Source organism: Stenotrophomonas sp. K-6 (assembly GCF_056861555.1).
This window is the reverse complement of sequence record NZ_JBSPUC010000003.1, coordinates 505,646-526,719: the sequence shown is the minus strand read 5'-3', so window position 1 is coordinate 526,719 and position 21,074 is coordinate 505,646. Positions and strand designations below refer to the sequence as shown.

Here is a 21,074-nt window from a genome sequence, read left to right as displayed (position 1 = left end):
CGTGACTGTCCTCACTCCACCCTCCGCGTCCCGCCTTCCGTCCGCCCTGCTGCTGTTGTTTGCCTGCGCCGCGGGCCTGAGCGTGGCCAATGTCTATTACGCCCAGCCCCTGCTGGATGCCCTCGCCGCCGATCTGCAGATCAGCACCGCCCGCATCGGCGCAGTGATCGCCGCGACCCAGCTGGGTTCGGTCGCCGCGCTGCTGTGGGTGGTCCCGCTGGGCGACCGCATGGACCGGCGCCGCCTGATGGCGATCCAGACCGGCGGCCTGGTGCTGGCGCTGTTGGCCGTCGCGATGGCGGCGCAGGCCTGGAGCCTGCTGCTGGGCATGTTAGCGGTCGGCCTGCTGGGCACGGCGATGACCCAGGGGTTGATCGCCTATGCGGCCGCCGCCGCAGGCGAGCACGAGCGTGGGCGCGTGGTCGGCGCCGCACAGGCGGGGGTGGTGGTCGGCTTGTTATTGGCACGCGTGGTGGCCGGCGCGGTGGCCGATCTGGGTGGCTGGCGCGCGGTATACCTGCTCTCGGCGGCGGTCATGCTGGTGACGGGCACGCTGTTGTGGGCGCGCCTGCCGCGGTTGCCGGTCTCGACGTCCCCCACCGCGCGAACCGGGTTGATCGCCTTGCTGCATCAACAGCCGGTGCTGCGCCAGCGCGGCGTGCTGGGCCTGCTGCTGTTCACCGTGTTCGGCCTGTTCTGGAGCAGCATGAGCCTGCCGCTGGGCGCACCGCCGTATGCCCTCAGCCACACCGCCATCGGCGCCTTCGCGCTGGTCGGCCTGCTCGGTGCGTTGGCGGCCGCACGCAGTGGGTACTGGAGTGACCGTGGCCATGCCGGGCGGGTCACCAACGGTGCCCTGTGGCTGATGCTGCTGAGCTGGTTACCGATCGCCGCGATGTCCCACCATCTGGGCTGGCTGGTGCTCGGCGTGTTGCTGCTGGATCTGGCGGTACAGGCGCTGCACGTGACCAACCAGAGCCGGATTCTGGCCGCAGCCGCGCACGCACAGGCCCAGGTGATCGCCGCCTACATGCTGTTCTACGCTGCCGGCAGTGGGCTTGGGGCGCTGGCTGGCAGTACGTTGTTTGCCGCGTTCGGCTGGCCCGGGGTCTGCATGGCCGGCGCGGGCGTGTCGCTGTTCGCGCTGGTGGTGTGGTGGGCGATGCCGGGTCATCTCGCCCCGCGCCCAGCGCGTAGATCCACGCCCTGCGTGGATGGGCGCCTGAAGCATTCAGCACCTTCAACCGGTTCGGAATCCGGTCGCCGAATTCGTTAGCATTTTTACTAATTGCGGGTAGGATTGTCGGTCTCAGCCTTTGACACGCGTGCTGCCGATACTCGCCGCCATGCCCTTGTTTCCTGCCCGTTTCCGCCTGCTCCAGCCCTGCCGGGAGGCCCGCTGATGGGCGCCGTGCTGGCCCTGGACCGGCTGCTGGAAACCCGCCGGGTCTGGCGGGGGCAGCCGCGCGCGGCCTTCCCGGAGGTGGCGCCCCACCCGACCGGGCACCCCGCGCTGGATGCCCGCCTGCCCGGCGGCGGCTGGCCGCCCTCGGCGCTGTCGGAGGTGCTGCTGGCCTCGCCCGGGGTCGGTGAGCTGGCCCTGGTCTGGCCGACCCTGGCGCGGCTGAGCCAGCAACAGCAGACCGTGGTGCTGATCGCCCCGCCGCACCTGCCGCATGCCCCGGCCTGGGCCCGCGCCGGGTTGGCACTGGGCCAGGTGCAGGTGGTCCAGGCCAGCCCGCGCGATGCGTTGTGGGCCGCCGAACAATGCCTCCGCTCGGCCGCCTGCGCGGCAGTGCTGTGCTGGCCACAGCAGGCCGATGACCGGGCGCTGCGCCGGCTGCAGGTGGCGGCCGAAACCGGCCAGTGCCTGGGCTTTTCCTTCCGCGATGCCCGGCACGCGCGCAATCCCTCCCCGGCCGCGCTGCGCCTGCAGCTCGACGATGGCCAGGTGCGGGTGCTCAAGTGCCGCGGCGGGCTGGCACCGGCGCAGCCGTTGCCGCTGGCCGTGGCCCATTGAGCCGCCATGGACTGGGCCTGCCTGCTGCTGCCGCACCTGGCGCTGGATGCTGCCCTGCGCCAGCAACCGGACCCGGCCGCGCCACTGGTGCTGGTCACCGGCCCGGCGCAGCGGCGCGTGCTGCATGCCGTCAGTCCCGCGGCACGGCAGCGGGGGCTGCGCCGCGGCATGCTGCTTTCGGCCGCGCAGGTGCTCACCCGCGACATGCTCACCGTGGAGTACGACCCGCGCGCCGAACAGGCCACCCAACAGCTGTTGGCCAGTTGGCTGTACGGCATCAGCTCGCAGGTCAGCCTGGATTTCCCGCACGCGCTGGCGTTGGAGATCCGGGCCAGCCGCGCGCTGTTCGGTGATTGGCCCAAGGTCGAGCAGCGGCTCACCCGTGGCCTGACCGAACTGGGTTTCCGGCATCGGCTGGTGGCCGCACCCAATCCGCATGCCGCCAGCGTGCTGGCCCGCGTGCATGGCCGGCTCGGCGTGGATGCACATCAGTTGGATGCCGCGCTGGCACAGGTGCCGATTGAACGCAGCGGGTTGCCGGTCGAGGCGGTTACGGTGCTGGCGCGCTCGGGCCTGCGAACGCTGGGCGCCGCCTTCGGTCTGCCGCGCGAGAGCCTGGCCCGGCGCTTCCCACCGCAGGTCCTGGCGCATCTGGATGCGCTGCGTGGGATCAGCACGCCGCCGCTGCGCTATTTCCAGCCACCGGACCGCTTCGATGCGCGCATCGAGTTCGAGTACGAGGTCGAGTCCACCCAGGCCATGCTGTTTCCGCTGCGCCGGCTGACCGCCGATCTGGCCGCATTCCTGTGCTCACGCGATGGCGGCGTGCTGCAGTTCGATCTGTGGTTCGAACACGAACACCATCCCGATACGCGGCTCTCGATCGGCCTGCTCGCGCCCGAGCGCGAACCGGCGATCCTGTTCGAGCTGGCCCGCAACCGTATGGATCATCTGCAGTTGCCAGCCGGCAGCCGCGGCCTGCGCCTGCAGGCCGAGCAACTGCCACCGTTCGTGCCGGCCGCACGCGATCTGTTCGACCCGCGCCCGCAGCAGGCGATGCCCTGGGAACAGCTGCGCGAGCGTCTTCGCGCCCGGCTCGGCGATGACGCCGTGCAGGGGCTGGGGCTGCGCGCCGACCATCGGCCCGAACGCGCGACCGGTGATGCCCAGTGTGCGCCCAAGGCTCCGCCCCCGGCACTGCCTATGCGCCCGGGCTGGCTGCTGGCCCAGCCGCAGACATTGCAGGATCCGCACCTGCGCATCCTGTCCGGGCCGGAGCGGATCGAATCGGGCTGGTGGGATGCCGAGGACATCCGCCGCGATTATTACGTGGTCGAAACCACGCAAGGCCAGCGCGGCTGGGCCTACACCGCCGCCGATGCACGCAGCGGACCGTTCATGCTGCACGGCTGGTTCGCATGAGCGCACCGCTGCCCGGATACGCCGAGCTGCATTGCCTGTCGGCCTTCAGTTTCCAGCGCGGCGCGTCCATCGCCGAAGAGTTGTTCGCGCGCGCCAAGGGCCAGGGCTACCATGCGCTGGCGATCACCGATGAGTGCTCGCTGGCCGGCATCGTGCGCGCCTGGCAAGCGGCGCAGAAGCACGCACTGCCCTTGATCACCGGTGCCGAATTCCAGCTGGAAGATGGCCCGAAACTGGTGCTGTTGTGCACCGATCAGGGCAGCTACGCCGCGCTGTGCCAGCTGATCACCACCTGCCGCCGGCGCGCGCCCAAGGGCGAGTACCGCTGCCTGCGCAGCGACATGGAACAGCTGCACGCCGGCCTGCTGTGCCTGTGGGCAGACCCTGCCCCCGGCATCGAGGATGCGCAGTGGCTGCAGGCCTGCTTTCCACAGCGGCTGTGGCTGGCAGTCGAGTTGCACCGCGAGGCCGATGATCGCGCGCGCCTGCAGCGCCTGCGTCGTTTCGGCCGCGACCAGGGCATTCCACTGGTGGCCAGCGGCGATGTGCACATGCACGTGCGCCGCCGCCGCGCACTGCAGGACACCCTCACCGCGATCCGCCACCACTGCACGCTCGGCGAAGCCGGCTGGCGCCTGTTCCCCAACGGCGAGCGCCACCTGCGCACCCGTCAGGCCCTGGCCACGCTCTACCCGCCCGAGCTGCTGGCCGAAACCCTGCGCATCGCCGAGCGCTGCCACTTCGATCTCAAGCAACTCAAGTACACCTACCCGCGCGAACTGGTGCCGGCCGGACACGACCCCGCCAGCTGGCTGCGGGTGCTGGTGGAAGAAGGCATGCAATGGCGTTGGCCAGCGGGCGAGACGCCCCAGCAGCGCCACCAGATCGAACACGAACTGGCGCTGATCCATACCAAGCAGTACGAGTCGTACTTCCTGACCGTGCACGACATCGTGCGCTTCGCGCGCGGCCAGCAGATCCTCTGCCAGGGCCGCGGCTCGGCCGCCAACTCCTCGGTGTGCTACGTGCTGGGCGTGACCGAGATCGACCCCAGCGAGATGGCGCTGCTGTTCGAGCGCTTCATCTCCGCCGAACGCGACGAGCCGCCGGACATCGACATCGACTTCGAGCACGAGCGCCGCGAGGAAGTGCTGCAGTACGTGTTCAACCGCTACGGCCGCGAGCGCGCCGCCTTGACCGCCGTGGCGATCAGCTACCGGGGCCGCAGCGCGGTGCGTGATGTGGCGCGTGTACTGGGCCTGCCGCCGGACCAGGTCAACGAACTGGCTGCCTGCCTGGACCGCTGGAGCAGCCACGAGCCGCTGCCCGAGGCCCTGCGCGAGCGCGGCTTCGATCCGGAGACCCCGCTGATGCGGCGGGTGGTGGCGCTGACCAGTGAGCTGGTCGACTTCCCGCGCCACCTGTCCCAGCACCCGGGTGGTTTCGTGATTTCCGAACATCCCCTGTCCACGATGGTGCCGGTGGAAAACGCGGCCATGGCCGACCGCACCGTGATCCAGTGGGACAAGGACGATCTGGATGTCACCGGCCTGATGAAGGTCGACTGCCTGGCGCTGGGCATGCTCACCGCGGTACGCAAATGCCTGGCCATGCTGGAGGCGCATGGCGGACCGGCGATGACCATGGCGAAGATTCCGCAGGACGATGGGCCCACTTACGACATGATCTGCCGCGCCGATACCCTGGGCGTGTTCCAGATCGAATCGCGCGCGCAGATGGCGATGCTGCCGCGCATGCAGCCGCGCTGCTTCTACGATCTGGTGATCGAAGTGGCGATCGTGCGCCCTGGCCCGATCCAGGGCGACATGGTCCATCCGTATCTGAACCGGCGAAAGAAACTCAAGGAAGAAGGCATCGAAGAGGTCGACTACCCGCCCGAGCTGGAGAAGGTCTTCAGACGCACCCTTGGCGTGCCACTATTCCAGGAACAGGTGATGCAGCTGGCGGTCGCCGCCGCCGGTTTCAGCCCCGGGCAGGCCGACGCACTGCGCCGCTCGATGGCCGCCTGGAAGCGCCACGGCGGACTGGAGCCGCACCGCGACAAGCTGCTCGCCGGCATGGCCGCCAACAATTACAGCCGCGAGTACGGTGAGCGCCTGTTCGAGCAGATCAAAGGCTTCGGCAGTTATGGCTTCCCGGAAAGCCATGCGGCCAGCTTCGCCCTGATCACCTATGTCAGCTGCTGGCTCAAGTGCCATCACCCCTCCGCATTCGCCGCCAGCCTGATCAACAGCCAGCCGCTGGGGTTCTACACCCCGGACCAGATCCTGCAGGACGCGCGTCGCCACGGCGTACCGGTGTTGCCGGTGGACGTGCGCTACAGCGCGTGGGACTGCACGCTGGTGCCGCCTACCTCGCCGGGCAGGCCGTTCGGCATCCGGCTGGGCATGCGCCTGATCGACGGCTTCAGCGAGGCCGTCGCCACCGGCGTGGTGCAGGCGCGCCACCGCGCGCCCTTCGACAGCGTCGCCGACCTGAGCCAGCGCGCACAGCTGGACCGTCGCCACCAAGGCCTGCTGGCCGATGCCGGCGCACTCAAGGGCTTGAGCGGCCATCGCCATCGCGCGCGCTGGGAAGTCTCCGGCGTGGAGAAGCCGCTGCCGCTGTTCGAGGCTGCACGCGCCACCGCCGAAGCCGCCGTCCCGTTGCCGCTGCCCAGCGCGTTCGAGGACATGCAGGCCGACTACAACACCACCGGCACCACGCTGGGTCGGCACATGGTCTCCTTCATCCGCAGCCAGCTGCGCCAGCGCCGCTGTCACCGCTCCGACGAGCTCGCCGCCCTGCCACACGGGCGCAGCGTGCGCTTTGCCGGGCTGGTACGCATGCGCCAGCGCCCGCAGACCGCCAGCGGGGTCACCTTCCTCACCCTGGAAGACGAATGCGGCATGGTCAACGCGGTGGTCTGGCGCAAGATCGCTGACCGCCAGCATCGCGTGCTGGTTGAAGCGCAACTGATGCAGATCGATGGCCGGCTCGAACGCGTGGACGGCGTGCAGCATCTGATCGTCCGCCAGATGCACAACATTGACACCCTGATCGACGGCGTGCGCACCCACAGCCGCGATTTCCGCTGAGCCATCCCGTGACAGACGTCACGCTCTGAATGTAATTCCAGACTTTTCCGACTGGTGTCGTGAACGGCCTATCCGGTATCGTCGCAGCCTTCCAAGGATCCGGAGAACTGCATGTCGCGCGCGTTGACTGTCACCACGCTGGTCATTTCCAGCCTCGCTCTGGCCATCTCCGGCTGGACCGCGCTGCAACTGCATCAGAGCCAGTCCGATGAGCGCGTCATCACTGCACGCGGCCTGGTGATCCGCGATGCCAGCGGCCAGGCGCGGGTGATCCTCGGCGCGCCGGTCCCGGATCCGCTCACCCAGGACGCCCGCCAAGGTCCGCGTGCCTCGCCGTTGTCCGGCATGGTCCTGCTGGGCACGGATGGCGCCGAGCGTGGCGGCTTCGGCACCGCCGAACTTGGCGATGAGGCGATCCTCACCCTGGACGATGCCACCGGCACCACCGAGGTGTTCAAGGTGACCGCCAATCCGGACCGCGGCGCGACCCTGGTGATCAAGCACCAGAACAGCACCGGTGCGATGCTGACCTCCTGGCAGGGCAAGCCGGAACTGATCTTCGTCAATGACAACGGGCAGTCGCACTACGTCAGCCCGAACGCCGCCGCCGCACCCTGAGCTCAGCCGGCCATCGCCTCGCCCAGATCCTTGGCGAAGCGTCGCGCCTCCGTGGCAGTGAGCATTGCAGTGGTGATACGCAGCCCGTGCACGGGCGTATTCACCGAGAACACCTCGCCGGCCCGCACCTGCCAGCCACGCTGGGCCAGGGCCATCACCAGCGGTTGGCTGTCCTGCTTCAACGACAGCCACAGATTCAGCCCGTCCATCTGCGCCGGCACCGCGATACCTTCGTCCTGCAGGGCCTGCCGCAGTCCTTCCCGGCGTGCCATGTAATCGTCGGCGGCCCGCTTCACCCGCGCAGCCACGCGCGCAGAACCCAGCGCCGCAGCGGCTGCGTCCTGCAATAGATGGCTCACCCAGCCCGTGCCCGGCGCCATCCGCAGGCGTAGTCGCGCCGCGGTTTCGGCGTCACAGCCGACCATCGCCAGGCGCAGGTCCGGCCCCAGTGACTTGGACAGCGAGCGCACCAGTGCCCAGCGGCGGGTCGTGGGCGGAATCACGGCGTGATACGGCTGCCGGGACAACCATGCGAAATGGTCATCGACCAGCACCAGCACCTGTGGGTATCGTTCCAGCACCTGCCGCAGCGCGCGCGCACGGCGCCGGCTGAGGCTGGCGCCGGTCGGGTTGTGCGCCCGCGGGGTCAGCAGCACTGCCCGCGCGCCCCTCGCCAGGGCCTGCTCAAGTACCTCGATCTGCATGCCCTCTTCGTCGATTGCCACGGCCAGCGCGTCGTAACCGGCGGCACGCAAGGTATTGAGGCTGCCGAGGAAGCACGGATTCTCGACCGCCACAGGATCGCCAGCCACCAGCCAGCACGCCAGCACCCGCTCGATCGCGTCAACCGCCCCATGCGCCAGTTCCAGCGCATATCCGGGCGGACAATCACCGGCCAATTGCTGATGCGCGAGCGCGGCCAGTACCGGATCGATCGTCGGTGTGCCATACAGACGCGGCGGCCGCGCCGGCAGCAGTGCGCGCAGATCCGGCAGGCAGCGCGGGTCGGGATTGCCGCTGGCCAGATCGTGCAGCGTCGAGCCCGGCTGCGTGCCTTCCTGTGCGCCCTGGCTGGGCCGGGCGCTGACTACCGTCCCGCGCCGGCCCTGGGTCTGGGCCAGTCCTGCGGCATCCAGTCGTTTGTACGCGGCGGCGACCGTGTTGCGGTTGATGCCCAGCGCGAGCGCGAGATCGCGCACCGGAGGCAACAGTTGCCCGGGCGCCAGTGCACCACTGAGCACCTGCTGACGGATGCTCTCGAACACCGCACTGGCGGTCTGGCCGATGATTTTCATTTTGTCCTATGCCAATATATCCATCGTCACGGGACAGTGTTGCACGTGCGACGCCGCCGTGCAGCCTCCCCCGCCTCCGGAGCTGTTCATGCCCATTGCTGCCCCCACCTGGCCACAGGCCACCACCGTCGATGAGATACGCCACAACCTGGAGGCGGTGCGAGCGCGCATCGCCCGCGCCTGCCAACTGGCCGGCCGCGACCCGGCCAGCGTGCGCCTGTTGCCGGTCAGCAAGACCGTCGATGAAGCCCGGCTGCGCCTGGCCTGGGACGCCGGTTGCCACGAACTGGGCGAGAACAAAGTGCAGGAAGCCCAGCGCAAAGCGGCGGCCATGGCCGACCTGCCCGGCCTGCGCTGGTCGGTGATCGGCCACCTGCAGACCAACAAGGCACGCGACGTTGCGCGCTTTGCCAGCGAGTTCCAGGCACTGGACAGCCTGCGCGTGGCGCAGGCACTGGATCAGCGTCTTGAACTGGAGCAGCGCACGCTGGATGTGTTCGTGCAGGTCAACACGTCCGGCGAAGACAGCAAGTACGGCCTGGACCCGATCGAGGTCGCCGACTTCGTGCAGCAGCTGCCCGCCTTCTCCAACCTGCGAGTGCGCGGCTTGATGACCCTGGCGCTGTTCTCATCCGACCCGGAACAGGTACGCCCCTGCTTTGCGCGTCTGCGCGAGCTGCGCGAACGGCTGCGCCCCACGCTGCCGCCGCGCATCTGCCTTGACGAACTTTCGATGGGCATGTCCGGCGACTTCGAAATCGCCATCGAAGAGGGCGCAACCGTCGTGCGCGTGGGCCAGGCCATCTTCGGCGCGCGCTCGACGCCGGACAGTTTCTATTGGCCAGCGCCTGCGACGGAGGGCGCGCCATGATGCCTGCTGCACGTCGCCACGCCGTGGCCATCCATCACGTCGCCTTCGAAGACAGCGGGACCCTGGCACCCTTGCTTGCCGAGCGCGGCTGGGCGCTGCAGCGCCTCCAGGCGGGCATCGATCCACTGGAGGCTGCCGAACATGCCGACCTGCTGATCGTGCTGGGTGGCCCCATCAGCGCCAATGACCACGACAAATACCCGCATCTGGTTCGCTTGCAGGCGATGCTGCAGGATCGCCTGTCGGCGCATCGCCCGACCGTGGGCATCTGCTTGGGCGCACAACTGATCGCCCGCGCGCTGGGTGCCACGGTGACCCCGATGGGCGGCAAGGAGATCGGCTTCGCACCGCTGTCGCTGACCGATGCCGGACTGGCGTCACCGTTGCGCGCGCTGGTTGGAATCCCTGTCCTGCATTGGCATGGCGAGGGCTTCAGCCTGCCGGCCGGGGCAACGCGATTGGCGGCGACGGCCGCCTGCGCCCAGCAGGCCTTTGCTGTCGGCCGCCATACGCTCGCGCTGCAATGCCACCCCGAAGTGGACGCCACCCACCTGGAAACCTGGCTGATCGGCCACGCCGACGAACTGGATCATGCAGGCATCGACCCACGCACCCTGCGCGAACAGGCCCAGCGCTACGCCGCGCCGCTGGCGGCTGCCGCGCGCGATCTGTTCGGCAGTTGGCTGGATGGGTTGCCTGTCCGTACCGCTGACACACACAAGGCCCACGCATGAGCAACTATCGTCTCATCGTTCATTGCCACGACCAACGCTGGGGACAGTTCGACAGCGACGGTCCGCAGGCACGTGAGCATCTGATCGCCCTGGCCGCCCGGCTGCCCGGCGCGGAAGGGTTCAAGCTGCAGTGGCAGCAGACCATCGGCGAGCAGCGGCTGCTCCACAGCGGTCCGGATGGATTGAAGGTACTGAGCAGCCAAGCGCTCTATCGGGACATGCCCGCGCCCTGAGCCTGCAGAAAGAAAATGGACGAGCCGCCGAAAAGCAGCTTGTTCAGTTGCGTACCCGCGATGCCCTGCTTTCCAGCCGCAGGCGGCCGGCATCCTTCGCCGGCGGTAGGCCGAACAGTCGCGAATAGTCCCGACTGAACTGCGAGGGACTGTCATAGCCCACCGCATACCCGGCATTGGCCGCCTCCATCCCGTCGCCCACCATCAAGCGCCGGGCTTCCTGCATGCGTAGTTGCGTCCTGAAATCCAGCGGACTCATTGCCGTGACGGCCCGAAAATGCTGGTGGAAGGTGGATCGACTCATGCCGGCCACACGTGCCAGCTCTTCTACCCGGCAAGCGCCCGTGAAGTTCGCCCGGATCCACGCAATCGCGCGGGCAATCTGCCCCTGCCGGCTGTCGGCCCGCGTCATCGCCTGCAGCACGCCACCATTTGGGCCCGTCAGCAGCCGGTACAGGATTTCCCGGACGACCAGGTCGCCCAGGGCCCGTGCGTCGTCCGGTGCATCCAGCAAGGCAACCAACCGGGTGCACGCGTCCAGCAGCCCAGGTGTCATTGCAGTGAGGGTCAGACCCGCGGCGACCGCGCGCTCGCCGGCCGGTCGAGGGTGTTGCAGCGCAAGCTCACTCACCAGTGCCGGATCCAGATCGAGTTGAAGGCTCAGATAAGGGTGCGCCGGCGTCGCTTCGATCACGGCGCCCATCACCGGCAGCCCCACCGAGGCCATCAGGTAACTGGTGGGATCGTAGTGAAGCACGCTGGCGCCCAGCGTCGCGCGCTTGCGCCCCTGTGCCACGAAGCAGACGGTCGGCTCGTAAATGACCGGCATCGGCATCGTCGGCGTCGCGCAGCGGATCAATCTCACCCCGGGCAGCACGGAGGCGAAGGTGCCATCCCCCGGCGCGTGCCGGGCGATGGCGTCACGGAACTGCGCCAATGAGGTCATACCAAGGATCTCCGATCATGCGCTGGGCGACCCCATCATCCGTCGCATCCGGACGATCGTGCAAGCATTCCGGAGGACGTTGCTACCGGCCCGGCATGGGCTGACGGAACAATGCGGCCACGCAGGCACCGCCCTGTCCCGCCATGGAGAACGCCCGCATGACCTCACCCACCTCGCTCGATCACTATCGCCTGCTGGGCCGCTCCGGCCTGCGCGTCTCGCCGCTCTCACTGGGCACGATGACCTTCGGCGCCGACTGGGGCTGGGGTGCAGACGACGCCGAGGCCCGGCGGATCTTCGATGCCTACCTCGACCGTGGCGGCAACTTCATCGACACCGCGGTCAACTACACCAACGGAGCCGCCGAGCAGATCCTCGGCCGTTTCGCCAAGGCCCAGCGCGACCGGCTGGTGCTGGCCACCAAATTCACGATGGCCCGTGATCCCACCAATATCAACGCCGGCGGCAACCATCGCTACAACCTGGTGCGCTCGGTGGAGACCAGCCTGCGCCAGTTGGATACCGATCGGATCGACCTGATGTACCTGCATGCGTGGGACTTCACTACCCAGCCGGACGAAGTCATGCGCGCACTCGACGATCTGGTGCGCGGTGGCAAAGTGCTGTACCTGGGTATCTGCAACACCCCTGCCTGGCGCGTGGCCGAACTGCAGACCCTGGCCGACCTGCGTGGCTGGGCCCCGTTGGTGGCGCTGCAGATCGAATACAGTCTGGTGGAACGCACCGTGGAACATGAGCTGCTGCCGATGGCAAAGGCCCTGGGGCTGGGGGTACTTCCGTGGTCGCCACTGGGCGGCGGCATCCTGACCGGCAAATACACGCGCGACGATCTGTCCGACGAAAATGGCGCGGATGTGGCGAGCAGCCGCAAAGGCGTGATCGCATCGATCGGTCATCTCAACGAACGCTCACTGGCCATCGCCGAGGTGGTGGGTGAGGTGGCCGGCGAACTGGGTGTCTCCCGCTCGCAGGTGGCCATCGCCTGGACGCTTGCCAACCCGGCCGTGGTCTCACCGATCATCGGCGCACGCACCGTGGCGCAGGCGGAAGACAACCTGGGCGCGCTCACCGTGGTGCTGAGCGATGCGCAACTGACACGACTGGATGAGGCCAGCGCCCCGGCACCGATCTTCCCTGCACGCTTCATCGGGCGGCCCATGGCCCAGCAGCTGATCTTCGGCACCTCCACCCTCAACGGGCGACGGTAATCGATGGCGATCACCCAACCGACAGATTGAGTGAAAAAGCCTGCCAGACCCCCGTGAGACAATGTGGTTCATGACTTCACCGGACTCTCAACGCCCGCTCCTGTCCAGGGACGCGTGGAAGCGGCGTGCCGCGCTGTGGGGCGGCGCGGTAGCCGTCGCTCTGGTCGCGATCGTGTTCGCCAAGGCCAGCGACGCGGCCTTCCGGGTGTTCCAGTGGATCATCGCGCATTCGATCTGGTGGGCGCTGCTGGTGACGCCGGCAGTGTTCGCCCTGTTGGCCTGGCTGACCAGTGGCGCACTCAAGCCGACGCGTGGCAGCGGGATTCCACAGGTGATCGCCGCACTGGACGTTGCCACGACCGAGTTCCGGCGCGACAACCTCTCGCTGAAGGTATCGGCCGGCAAACTGGCGCTGACCACACTGTCCCTGCTCGGAGGTGCATCGGTGGGCCGTGAAGGCCCCACGGTGCACGTCGGTGCCAGCCTGATGTACATGTTCGGGCGCTGGTTCGGCTTCCGTGACCCGAAGGAGCTGTCGCATTTCCTGCTGGCCGGTGGCGCAGCCGGTATCGCCGCCGCGTTCAATACACCGCTGGCTGGCATCGTGTTTGCCATTGAAGAGCTCAGCGGCCGCTTCGAGCACCGTTTTTCAGGCACCTTGCTCACTGCGGTCATCGTCGGAGGCGTGGTGTCGCTGGGCCTGCTCGGCAACTACACCTACTTCGGCAAAGTCAGTGCCACGCTCCCGTTGGGTCAGGCATGGCTGGCGATCCTGGTGTGCGGCACGGTCGCAGGCCTGCTCGGTGGCGTGTTCGCCAAGGCGGTACTGCTCACCATGGAGGGCCGACCGCGATGGCTGGGCAGGCTGCGCCAGCGGCACCCGGTGCTGCTGGCTGCCCTGTGCGGGCTCGCGCTGGTGCTGCTCGGTGCCGCCTTCGGCGCGGGTGCGTTCGGCACCGGCTACGAGCAGGCCAGGGGACTGGTCCAAGGCGGCGCAACCGTCGGTCACGAATTCGGCCTGATGAAACTCCTCGCCAATCTGGTGTCGTACGTTGCCGGCATTCCGGGCGGGTTGTTCTCGCCCGCACTGGCCGTTGGTGCCGGGCTGGGACACAACCTTGCCGCCATCATGCCGTCCGTGGATGAGCGCATCTTTGTCCTGCTCGGCATGTGCGCCTATCTGACCGGGGTGACCCAGGCCCCGCTGACCTCTGCGGTCATCTCGCTGGAACTGACGGACAGCAGCGACATGCTGCTGCCCATCCTGGCGACCGTCCTGATTGCGCGTGGCGTCTCCGGGCTGGTCTGCCGCGTGCCGATCTACAAGGCCATGGCCGAACAGCTGGTCAAGCAGCTGCCGGGCCCCCACCCGCGTTCGGCCTAGCGCACTGGCGAGAGGCTGGAACCAACGCCCTTCGTCAGCGTCCGGCGGCAGGATCACGCGTTGACGTCGACCACCGTGCGGCCCTGCACACGCCCCTGCAGCACCTGCTCGGCCAATGCCGGCACCTCGGCCAGGCCGATCATCTGCGTGGTGCGAGCCAATTTGCCCAGATCCAGATCGGTGGCCAGCCGCGTCCAGGCCTGCTCCCGCGCAGCGTAGGGCGCGTTGACCGAATCAATGCCCGCCAGGGTCACGTTGCGCAGGATGAAGGGAAGGACGGAGCCCGGCAGATCCGCGCCCTGGGCCAAACCAAATGCAGCCACCACGCCGCGATAGCGGGTCTGCGCCAGCACATTGGCCAGGGTGTGGCTGCCCACCGCATCGATCGCACCGGCCCAGCGCTCCTTGGCGATCGGGGCTCCGGCCTCGGAAAGCGTCGCGCGGTCGATGATCTCCGCCGCGCCGAGTTCCTTGAGATAGGCCGATTCCTCCAGTCGGCCGGTCGACGCGACGACCCGGTAACCCAGCTTGGAGAGCAGTGCGATCGCGATGGACCCGGCACCGCCGTTGGCGCCCGTGACCAGAATATCGCCCTGCCCCGGTGACACGCCGCCATGCTCCAGCGCCAGCACCGAGAGCATCGCGGTATAACCGGCGGTGCCGATGGCCATTGCTTCCTGGCTGGAAAACGCGGCGGGCGTTTTCACCAGCCACTCGCCCGGCACACGCGCCTTCTGCGCATAGCCGCCATGGTGGGTCTGGCTCAAGCCCCAGCCGTTGACCAATACACGGTCGCCCGGCGCGAAACCCGGATGGGCGGACGTTTCGACCACACCGGCCAGATCGATGCCGGGGATCAGCGGGAAGGTGCGGATCACCGGCGAACGGCCGCTCAGCGCCAGCGCGTCCTTGTAATTCACCGTGGAGTACTCCACGGCAACGGTGACGTCGCCGGGCATCAGGTCCTGCTCGGTCAGCTCCACGACGCCGGCACTGATGGCGTCACCGTTTTTGGTCGCAAGAAGGGCATTGAAGGTCATGGGATCTCCGGTTGCTGTGCATGAGGGACGTTGCAGACGGGGTAAGTGTGCGCACGGCGCTGTACCGTCCTGTTAAATCATCCTTTTCGGGCGGGTGCCTCACTCGTCCAGTATGTGCGCAATCGCACGCGAGAGCAGGCCCCGCACGGTCTCCGCCGCGAGGTCTGGATCGCGCACTGCGCGCATCGCCAGCCCCTCGACCAGCAACCGCATCAGCAACGTGCGCCGTTCCAGATCGGCGTTCTCCGGCGTGCGCCCACGCGCGCTGTCGTGCTGCCGAAGCCAGCCGGTGATGGCCGCGCTGGTCTGCCTGTCGTGCCGGCGCAGCACCTGCGCGACCACCGGATCGCGGTGCGCTTCAGCGGTGATCTCCGCATACAACGCGACATTGGCGATGGCATTGCCACGGGTTTCCAGCGTCTCCCCGCGCGCCCACAGCTGGTAGCAACGCAGCAGTCCGTCAACCAGATCGGCCGCCGCCGGCATGTGGCCGATTGCGTCCTGGTCGTAGGCGAGCTGTCGTTCGATCAGCGCCAGGATCAGCGCACGTTTGTTCTCGAAGTAGCGGTACATCAGGCCCTGGCTGATCTCCGCCTCTGCGGCGATGTCACTGATCGAGCCGGCATGGAAACCGCGGGCGATGAAACAGCGCTGCGCGGCGTCCAGGATCCGCTGGCGCTGCGCTTCGGCACGCACGGCTGCAGCGTCTTCGGCGGCGGGGCCGGAAAGGGGGGTAAGCGTCATTGCTAGTCGTAGATGGCGTCCAGTTGAGGGGTGATGGTACGACAACCGGACGCTGAATGAACGGTCATTCATCTGTCATTTTGCGCGCACAGACTGCGCCGGCCCCCTCCTCCCGTGAACGAACCCGATGCGCCACGCCCAGCTGCACCGCCGCCTGTTAGCTCTTGCCATCGCTACCGCCCTGCCCGGCCTCGCCGTGGCCAATGACGCCACCACTGTCGCCACCGCCGATACCGCCGCCCGCGATGTGGTCGCGCTGGACCAGGTGGTCGTTACCGCCCAGAAGCGTGCCACCAATCTGCAGGACACCCCTATCTCCGTGTCCGTGGTGGATGCCGAAGCACTGAAGGACCGCAGTGCGATCTCGATCGGCAGCCTCTCCGATGGCTCGATCCCCTCACTGCGTGTCACCCCCTTCGCCACCCGCAGTTCCGCGCTGAACCTCGGCATCCGCGGGATCGGTGCCTCCGGTGACGCCAACCAGCCAGCGCGCGATGCCGGCGTCGGCGTGTATGTCGATGGCGTGTTCATGGGCCGCGCGCAGGGCCTGGGCAGCATGCTGTATGACGTAGAGCGCATCGAGGTGTTGAAGGGCCCGCAGGGCACCCTGTTCGGCCGCAACACCGAAGGCGGTGCGATCAGCATCGTCACCAGACAGCCCACCGGCGAGTTTGGCGGCAGCGTCAGCGCCGGCGTCTCCAACTACAGCGGCTACACCACCGGCCTGCATCTGGACCTGCCGAAGGTGGGCGATGTGAGCTTCAAGATCGACGCGGTGCAGGCCAAACGCGGCGGTACCACCGACAACCCGATGCGCGGTCAGCGCGACTTCAACAGCTACGACAAGCGCGGCGCACGCTTCACCGCGCTGTGGCAGCCCAGCGGTGATTTCTCCGCGCTGTATGCCTTCGACCGCTCCTACGATGCCACCACGCCGTACCACACCCAGTTACTGGTGCCGGGCGCCTACGTGAGCCCGCTGCAGAAGGCCAGCGCCAGCGAGGATCGACGCGATTCCGCCATCCTCGGTGGCCCGCAGGAAGACAACATCGGCCGTACCAGCGGGCATCTGCTCAACCTTGGTTGGACCCTGAGCGACAGCCTGGAACTGAAGTCGATCAGCTCCTACCGTGAACTGACCCAGGGCCAGTTCGACATGGGTCTGGTCGACGCGATCTCCGCCTATGGCGGCCCCAACACGCCGTTCGGCCGCTACAGCCTCGCCCAGGTCTACCAGCACCAGTACAGCCAGGAATTCCAGCTGATCGGCACCACCTCACAGGTGCAGTTCCTGGCCGGTGCCTTCTACTATCACGAAACCGCCGGCGACAACGCCCAGACGCCCAACATGCTGCTCTGGGGCCCGGGCGGCAACAGCTACACACTCAACCCGGCCACCACCCCCTTGAATCTGGGCAACGTGCGCATCGACCGCGCCAGCAAGGCGTGGACCGACAGCCTCGGCATCTTCGGCCAGGCCACCTGGACGCCGGCCTCGCTCGAACGCCTGCACCTGACCGCGGGTGGCCGCTACACGCGCGATGACAAGAAGGGCAGCCTGTACATCGTCAATGGGGCGGCTAAAGACCTCGCCTTCGATGATGCATGGGGCCGCTTCGATCCGATGGTCAACATCGCCTACGACCTCGGCGGGAACGCCATGGTCTATGCAAAATACAGCACCGGGTTCAAGGCAGGCGGTGCCAACTCGCGCTCGACAACCTATACCGCCTTCGCGCCCGAAGAGGTGACGGCGATCGAGCTCGGCTTCAAGTCGCAGTTCTGGGACAACCGCGCGCGCCTGAACCTGGCCCTGTTCGATTCGAAGATCGAACACAAGCAGATGGATTTCTCGCTGCCGTTCGATCCCAACAGCGGCGAAACCCGCACCACGATGGTCACCACCAACGCGCTCAGCAACGGCACCTCGCGCGGTGCGGAGCTGGAGTTCAACGTGATGCCGGTGGACAACTTCACCGTGGGGTTGAACTACGCCTACACCCGCATCGATGCGCAGAGCGCGGTCGACCCGTTCGGCGCCGGCGTGCAGGTCACGGTGCAGCCATTGCTGGCGCCGAAGAACGCCGGCAGCGTATCGCTGGACTATCTGGTGCCGTTCGCCAACTTCTCCGCGCTGAAGTTCCATCTCGACGGCAACTGGTCCGACGGCTTCTACACCAGTGAGTACGACCAGATGCTCACCGACAGTTCCTTCATCGTGAACGCCCGTGTCGCCCTGATAGACGTGCCCCTCAACAGCACGGGCTCGACCATGGCCGTCTCACTGTGGGCGCGCAACCTGCTGGACGAAGAGCACCTGTTCTACAAGCTCAACAACGCCTCACTGGGCCAGAGCGGAATCTTCAATGACCCGCGCACCTATGGCCTGGACGTCACCGTCACCTTCTGATCGCCCTGGAGATCCTGATGCACCTGCGCCGCACCCACCTTGCCCTTGCCGTTGCCCTCAGCCTGCCGATGCTCGCTGGCGCCGGCCTCGCACTGGCCCGCTCGCCCGTCACCGATACCGCCGCCGCGCCCACCACCGCGGCAAGCGCCAACGTGCAGCCGGTTGCCGCCGATGCGCAGCGCGTCATCCCGCTGCAGGGCGCCTGGAACACGCGCACCTTTGCGGGCCTGCAAGGCAGCCATGGTCCGATCCCGGCCAGCGCCTTCGTGCGCACCTCGGACCTGGGCCGCCTGACCCCCGCCGACCGCGACGCCCTGGCCGCTGCCGGCGTCACGCTGGATATCGACCTGCGTACCGCCGATGAGCAGGCGCAGTCGCCGGATCTGCTGGCCACCGATGCCCGCTTCGCCTACCAGCGCACCTCGCTGATGGGCACCGAAAAGATGGACCTGCAGAAAATGATGACCACCTTCCCCGACTCGCTGGGCGCAGCCTATGTGCAGTGGCTGGATCACAGCCAGCCGCAGTTCAAGCAGGTCTTCCAGCGCATTGCCGCCGAGCGCGACGGCACCGTGCTGTTCCACTGCACCGCCGGCAAGGACCGCACCGGCATCATCGCCGGGCTGCTGCTGGACCTGGCGGGTGTGCCCCGGGCGGACATCGTGCACAACTACGCGATTTCCGCGCACTACCTCGAAGGCCAGCCCAAGGACAGCGCGATGAACGCGCAGATCATGGAGCTGATCAAGCAGAACCCGGAGATCGGCAGGAAGATGGCCGGCATGTCCGGCACCGCGCCGGAGAACATGGAGATGTTTCTTGCCGCTCTGCATGCGCAGTACGGCGGTGCCGAGGGCTATCTGAAGTCCATCGGCGTCAGCGAGGCGGAGATCGATCAGTTGAAGGTGCGGTTGGGTCAGGCGGGCTGATCTGACCAGCGTGTCGCGTGTCGGCCATGGATGGCCCACACGTCACGCACTGCATGGCGCATGCCGGCGCTCGCCACTGGCAGGACGTGCAATCGGCTGGATCGAACCCACTGAGGTTGTCTGCGCTGGTTCGGCCATGATGCGCTCGATCCAGTTACGATAGTGACTCACGCGCACATTGCAGGTGACCTGCCCATAGCGCCCGGGCCGGGTGGTCAGCACATTGCCCTGGACGACCTTCCACGCGCCCTGCCCGGCCAGCAGCCACTGACCATCGCGCTCGATGAGCACGGGGCCACCGCTGTCACCGTTGCCCAGCACGCCCTCCAGGGGCAGCGCTTGCGGCGGTTCGTCGAAGACATAGCAGAGCCAGCGGTCGTAGGCACTGGTGATCGTGTTGAACGCGCGCCGCAGCTCGGTGCGATTGGGGCCACTGGGAGAATGCCCGGTGGCGCCCGTGCCCGTAGCGCCCTTTCCCAGAATCTTCGCGATCTGACCGGCCTCGTCGGTGCCACTGTAGATGGCCACAGGCGCAACGTCGGTCACCGGCGCCTTCAGCCTGATCAACGCAACATCGTCGCCCGATGCAAGGAACACTACGATCAACATTGCCTCGCCACTGGCCATCGCCTGATCGATCAATGTCTGCGGCAGCGTCCTGTAGCCGGGATGGACGACAACGCGCTCGACGTCCCGGGCCGTTCCGTTGATCACTACCTGCTTGAGGTCGGCATGCATCGGCAGCGTGTGCGCGGCCGTCAGCACCCATTGAGGGGCGATCAACGCGCCGTGGCCTTCGCCGGGCATGTCCACGAGCGCGGGAAACTCGGTGGCGGGAACGCGATACTTCGCATCATCCACGTCATGCCGGATGACGATGGCATGGGCAGTTGCGGACACGGCGAGCAGTACCCCGAGTAACAACAATCGCTTCATATGTGATGCCTTGTGAGGTTCCGACAGCGGGATCAAGATGCCGGGCGCGGCACCGCAGGCTGGCTGGGTGTGCCGTTACGGCTCACGCTCACGGGATTCCAGCGCGCCGGCGAACTTTGCCATCAATCGCACCAGCTCCGATACGTCCTGCGCGGGCCATGAGGCGAAGATCTCCCGTCCGATCCGCTCGCGGGCCGCGTCCAGCCGGTCCGTCATGTCTGCGACAACCGACGCGGCCGGGAGGTCCATCAGCTTGATCTCGGGTACGCGGACGCATCGCTCTCGCTACCGGGCGAGCCCCGTACCGGACGCATCAACCCCGGCAGCCACGCTCCCGACGCCCTGTTGCAGGGCGCAGGTGGGCAGCCAATGCGCTTGTTTGAGGTGCTGCGCGGGACGCATTGGACGTTTTATTTGCGAGCGGAACGTGCGCTGCTTGCCTCGTTGTCCTGCGCAGCCTCACGGCTTTTCGCGAACTCCGGGAAAGTTTCGGCTATCGAAGCGTTGTCCGGCAGAACGTAGAACACTCCGCCCCGCTCGAAGGTGGAACGGATGACCGCCTCGTAAAACCCTGGCGAGACATTGATGCAGCCGTGCGTCACGCGGTTGTCGTCGGGCGAAGGCGATGCGAGGCGTTCGGCGCGCCTCTCGGCCGGCACACCGGTAGCGGTCGGGTGAATGGAGACGGCGGACTCGTAGTCCACCCACAGCACGCGCCCCGCATCGATTGATGGGCCGTAACCGCCCACAAAGCGACCGGCGGGTGTCGTGCGGTCCCGCCCTGGAATTTCGCGAAGCGCGAGGCCGGCAACGCCGGGCGCCGTGTGGTCCCCGGTTGCCGAGCCAAACAGACCGGACGCCGCGCCGCGAAGCCGGCCGTTGCCATCAAACACCAGTACCTGTGCCGCCGCTTTGTCCATGATCGCAAATGGATAGCCTTGCGCATCCTTGCTTGCGACCACCCAGCCGGCAAGCTCGATCACGGTTTCGGACACCTCTTGGCCCTGCGGCAGCTCGTCAACGGCCGCCGCCGGCGGCGCGGCCGCATCCTCAGCGCCAGCGGTGCCGATACCAGCAAATGCCAACGCCATGGCCAACGCACCGGCAAGGGCACGGTTCACGGGGTATGAGTGCGTACGAATGGGACACTTCCTTTCAATGCAGA

Annotated in this window: 19 protein-coding genes; 12 read left to right on the top strand and 7 right to left on the bottom strand. The window is 67.4% G+C overall.

Annotated elements, in window-relative coordinates; genetic code table 11:
- The first annotated feature begins 1 nt into the window (after position 1).
- The 5 genes from AC13F7_RS12800 (at position 2) to AC13F7_RS12780 (ending at position 7,158) form a co-directional block, all read left to right on the top strand.
- Positions 2–1,276 (top strand): MFS transporter, encoded by a 1,275-nt coding sequence (locus tag AC13F7_RS12800; RefSeq protein ID WP_483000846.1) that lies wholly within the window; start codon positions 2–4, stop codon positions 1,274–1,276.
- Positions 1,277–1,402: 126 nt separating this feature from the next.
- Positions 1,403–2,020: a translesion DNA synthesis-associated protein ImuA gene (gene imuA / locus AC13F7_RS12795; protein WP_179458734.1), complete on the top strand. Its 618-nt coding sequence runs from the start codon at positions 1,403–1,405 to the stop codon at positions 2,018–2,020.
- Between the two features lie 6 nt (positions 2,021–2,026).
- A complete protein-coding gene (locus tag AC13F7_RS12790) occupies positions 2,027–3,442 on the top strand; it encodes a Y-family DNA polymerase (protein WP_483000842.1) in 1,416 nt (471 codons plus the stop codon).
- Positions 3,439–6,540 (top strand): error-prone DNA polymerase, encoded by a 3,102-nt coding sequence (locus tag AC13F7_RS12785; RefSeq protein ID WP_483000838.1) that lies wholly within the window; start codon positions 3,439–3,441, stop codon positions 6,538–6,540. The genes AC13F7_RS12790 and AC13F7_RS12785 overlap by 4 nt, the downstream gene beginning before the upstream one ends.
- Positions 6,541–6,651: 111 nt before the next feature.
- Positions 6,652–7,158 carry a hypothetical protein gene (locus AC13F7_RS12780; protein WP_481470215.1) on the top strand — a complete coding sequence of 169 codons (507 nt, stop codon included), beginning with the start codon at positions 6,652–6,654 and terminating at the stop codon, positions 7,156–7,158.
- Positions 7,159–7,160: 2 nt separating this feature from the next.
- Here AC13F7_RS12780 and ptsJ read toward each other — a convergent pair whose 3' ends face one another.
- Positions 7,161–8,453 carry a MocR-like B6 salvage transcription factor PtsJ gene (gene ptsJ, locus AC13F7_RS12775; protein ID WP_481470216.1) on the bottom strand — a complete coding sequence of 431 codons (1,293 nt, stop codon included), beginning with the start codon at positions 8,451–8,453 and terminating at the stop codon, positions 7,161–7,163.
- Between the two features lie 88 nt (positions 8,454–8,541).
- Here ptsJ and AC13F7_RS12770 point away from each other — a divergent pair, with 88 nt between their 5' ends.
- From AC13F7_RS12770 to AC13F7_RS12760, 3 genes are read left to right on the top strand one after another with little or no spacing between them, the layout of a single operon-like run.
- Positions 8,542–9,324 carry a YggS family pyridoxal phosphate-dependent enzyme gene (locus AC13F7_RS12770; RefSeq protein ID WP_483000831.1) on the top strand — a complete coding sequence of 261 codons (783 nt, stop codon included), beginning with the start codon at positions 8,542–8,544 and terminating at the stop codon, positions 9,322–9,324.
- Positions 9,321–10,058 (top strand): glutamine amidotransferase, encoded by a 738-nt coding sequence (locus AC13F7_RS12765; protein ID WP_481470218.1) that lies wholly within the window; start codon positions 9,321–9,323, stop codon positions 10,056–10,058. The genes AC13F7_RS12770 and AC13F7_RS12765 overlap by 4 nt, the downstream gene beginning before the upstream one ends.
- Positions 10,055–10,291, top strand: coding sequence for a hypothetical protein (locus AC13F7_RS12760; protein ID WP_483000827.1), 237 nt, complete (start codon positions 10,055–10,057; stop codon positions 10,289–10,291). Before AC13F7_RS12765 ends, AC13F7_RS12760 begins: the two co-directional genes overlap by 4 nt.
- Positions 10,292–10,334: 43 nt before the next feature.
- Here the strand turns inward: AC13F7_RS12760 and AC13F7_RS12755 are convergent, their stop codons facing one another.
- Entirely contained in the window at positions 10,335–11,237 is a 903-nt protein-coding gene (locus AC13F7_RS12755) for an AraC family transcriptional regulator (RefSeq protein ID WP_483000825.1), read from the bottom strand.
- 158 nt (positions 11,238–11,395) lie between these two features.
- Here AC13F7_RS12755 and AC13F7_RS12750 point away from each other — a divergent pair, with 158 nt between their 5' ends.
- Together AC13F7_RS12750 and AC13F7_RS12745 are read left to right on the top strand one after the other, a co-directional pair.
- On the top strand, positions 11,396–12,466 hold the full coding sequence (locus tag AC13F7_RS12750; RefSeq protein WP_481470221.1) for an aldo/keto reductase: 1,071 nt from the start codon (positions 11,396–11,398) through the stop codon (positions 12,464–12,466).
- A 61-nt stretch (positions 12,467–12,527) separates the two neighbouring features.
- Positions 12,528–13,850, top strand: coding sequence for a chloride channel protein (locus AC13F7_RS12745; RefSeq protein WP_483000823.1), 1,323 nt, complete (start codon positions 12,528–12,530; stop codon positions 13,848–13,850).
- Positions 13,851–13,903: 53 nt separating this feature from the next.
- Here the strand turns inward: AC13F7_RS12745 and acuI are convergent, their stop codons facing one another.
- Entirely contained in the window at positions 13,904–14,890 is a 987-nt protein-coding gene (gene acuI, locus AC13F7_RS12740) for an acrylyl-CoA reductase (NADPH) (protein ID WP_481470223.1), read from the bottom strand.
- 99 nt (positions 14,891–14,989) lie between these two features.
- Positions 14,990–15,634, bottom strand: coding sequence for a TetR/AcrR family transcriptional regulator (locus AC13F7_RS12735; protein ID WP_483000820.1), 645 nt, complete (start codon positions 15,632–15,634; stop codon positions 14,990–14,992).
- A 127-nt stretch (positions 15,635–15,761) separates the two neighbouring features.
- Here AC13F7_RS12735 and AC13F7_RS12730 point away from each other — a divergent pair, with 127 nt between their 5' ends.
- Positions 15,762–18,044: a TonB-dependent receptor gene (locus tag AC13F7_RS12730; RefSeq protein WP_483000818.1), complete on the top strand. Its 2,283-nt coding sequence runs from the start codon at positions 15,762–15,764 to the stop codon at positions 18,042–18,044.
- Between the two features lie 17 nt (positions 18,045–18,061).
- Positions 18,062–18,973: a tyrosine-protein phosphatase gene (locus AC13F7_RS12725; protein ID WP_483000816.1), complete on the top strand. Its 912-nt coding sequence runs from the start codon at positions 18,062–18,064 to the stop codon at positions 18,971–18,973.
- A gap of 42 nt (positions 18,974–19,015) precedes the next feature.
- On the opposite strand, the gene AC13F7_RS12720 is transcribed toward AC13F7_RS12725, so the two are convergent.
- From AC13F7_RS12720 to AC13F7_RS12710, 3 genes are all read right to left on the bottom strand, one after another.
- Positions 19,016–19,909 (bottom strand): S1 family peptidase, encoded by an 894-nt coding sequence (locus tag AC13F7_RS12720; RefSeq protein WP_483000814.1) that lies wholly within the window; start codon positions 19,907–19,909, stop codon positions 19,016–19,018.
- A gap of 75 nt (positions 19,910–19,984) precedes the next feature.
- Positions 19,985–20,158 (bottom strand): hypothetical protein, encoded by a 174-nt coding sequence (locus AC13F7_RS12715; protein WP_481470228.1) that lies wholly within the window; start codon positions 20,156–20,158, stop codon positions 19,985–19,987.
- A 161-nt stretch (positions 20,159–20,319) separates the two neighbouring features.
- Positions 20,320–21,006 (bottom strand): hypothetical protein, encoded by a 687-nt coding sequence (locus AC13F7_RS12710; protein ID WP_483001051.1) that lies wholly within the window; start codon positions 21,004–21,006, stop codon positions 20,320–20,322.
- Between the last annotated feature and the right edge of the window lie 68 nt (positions 21,007–21,074).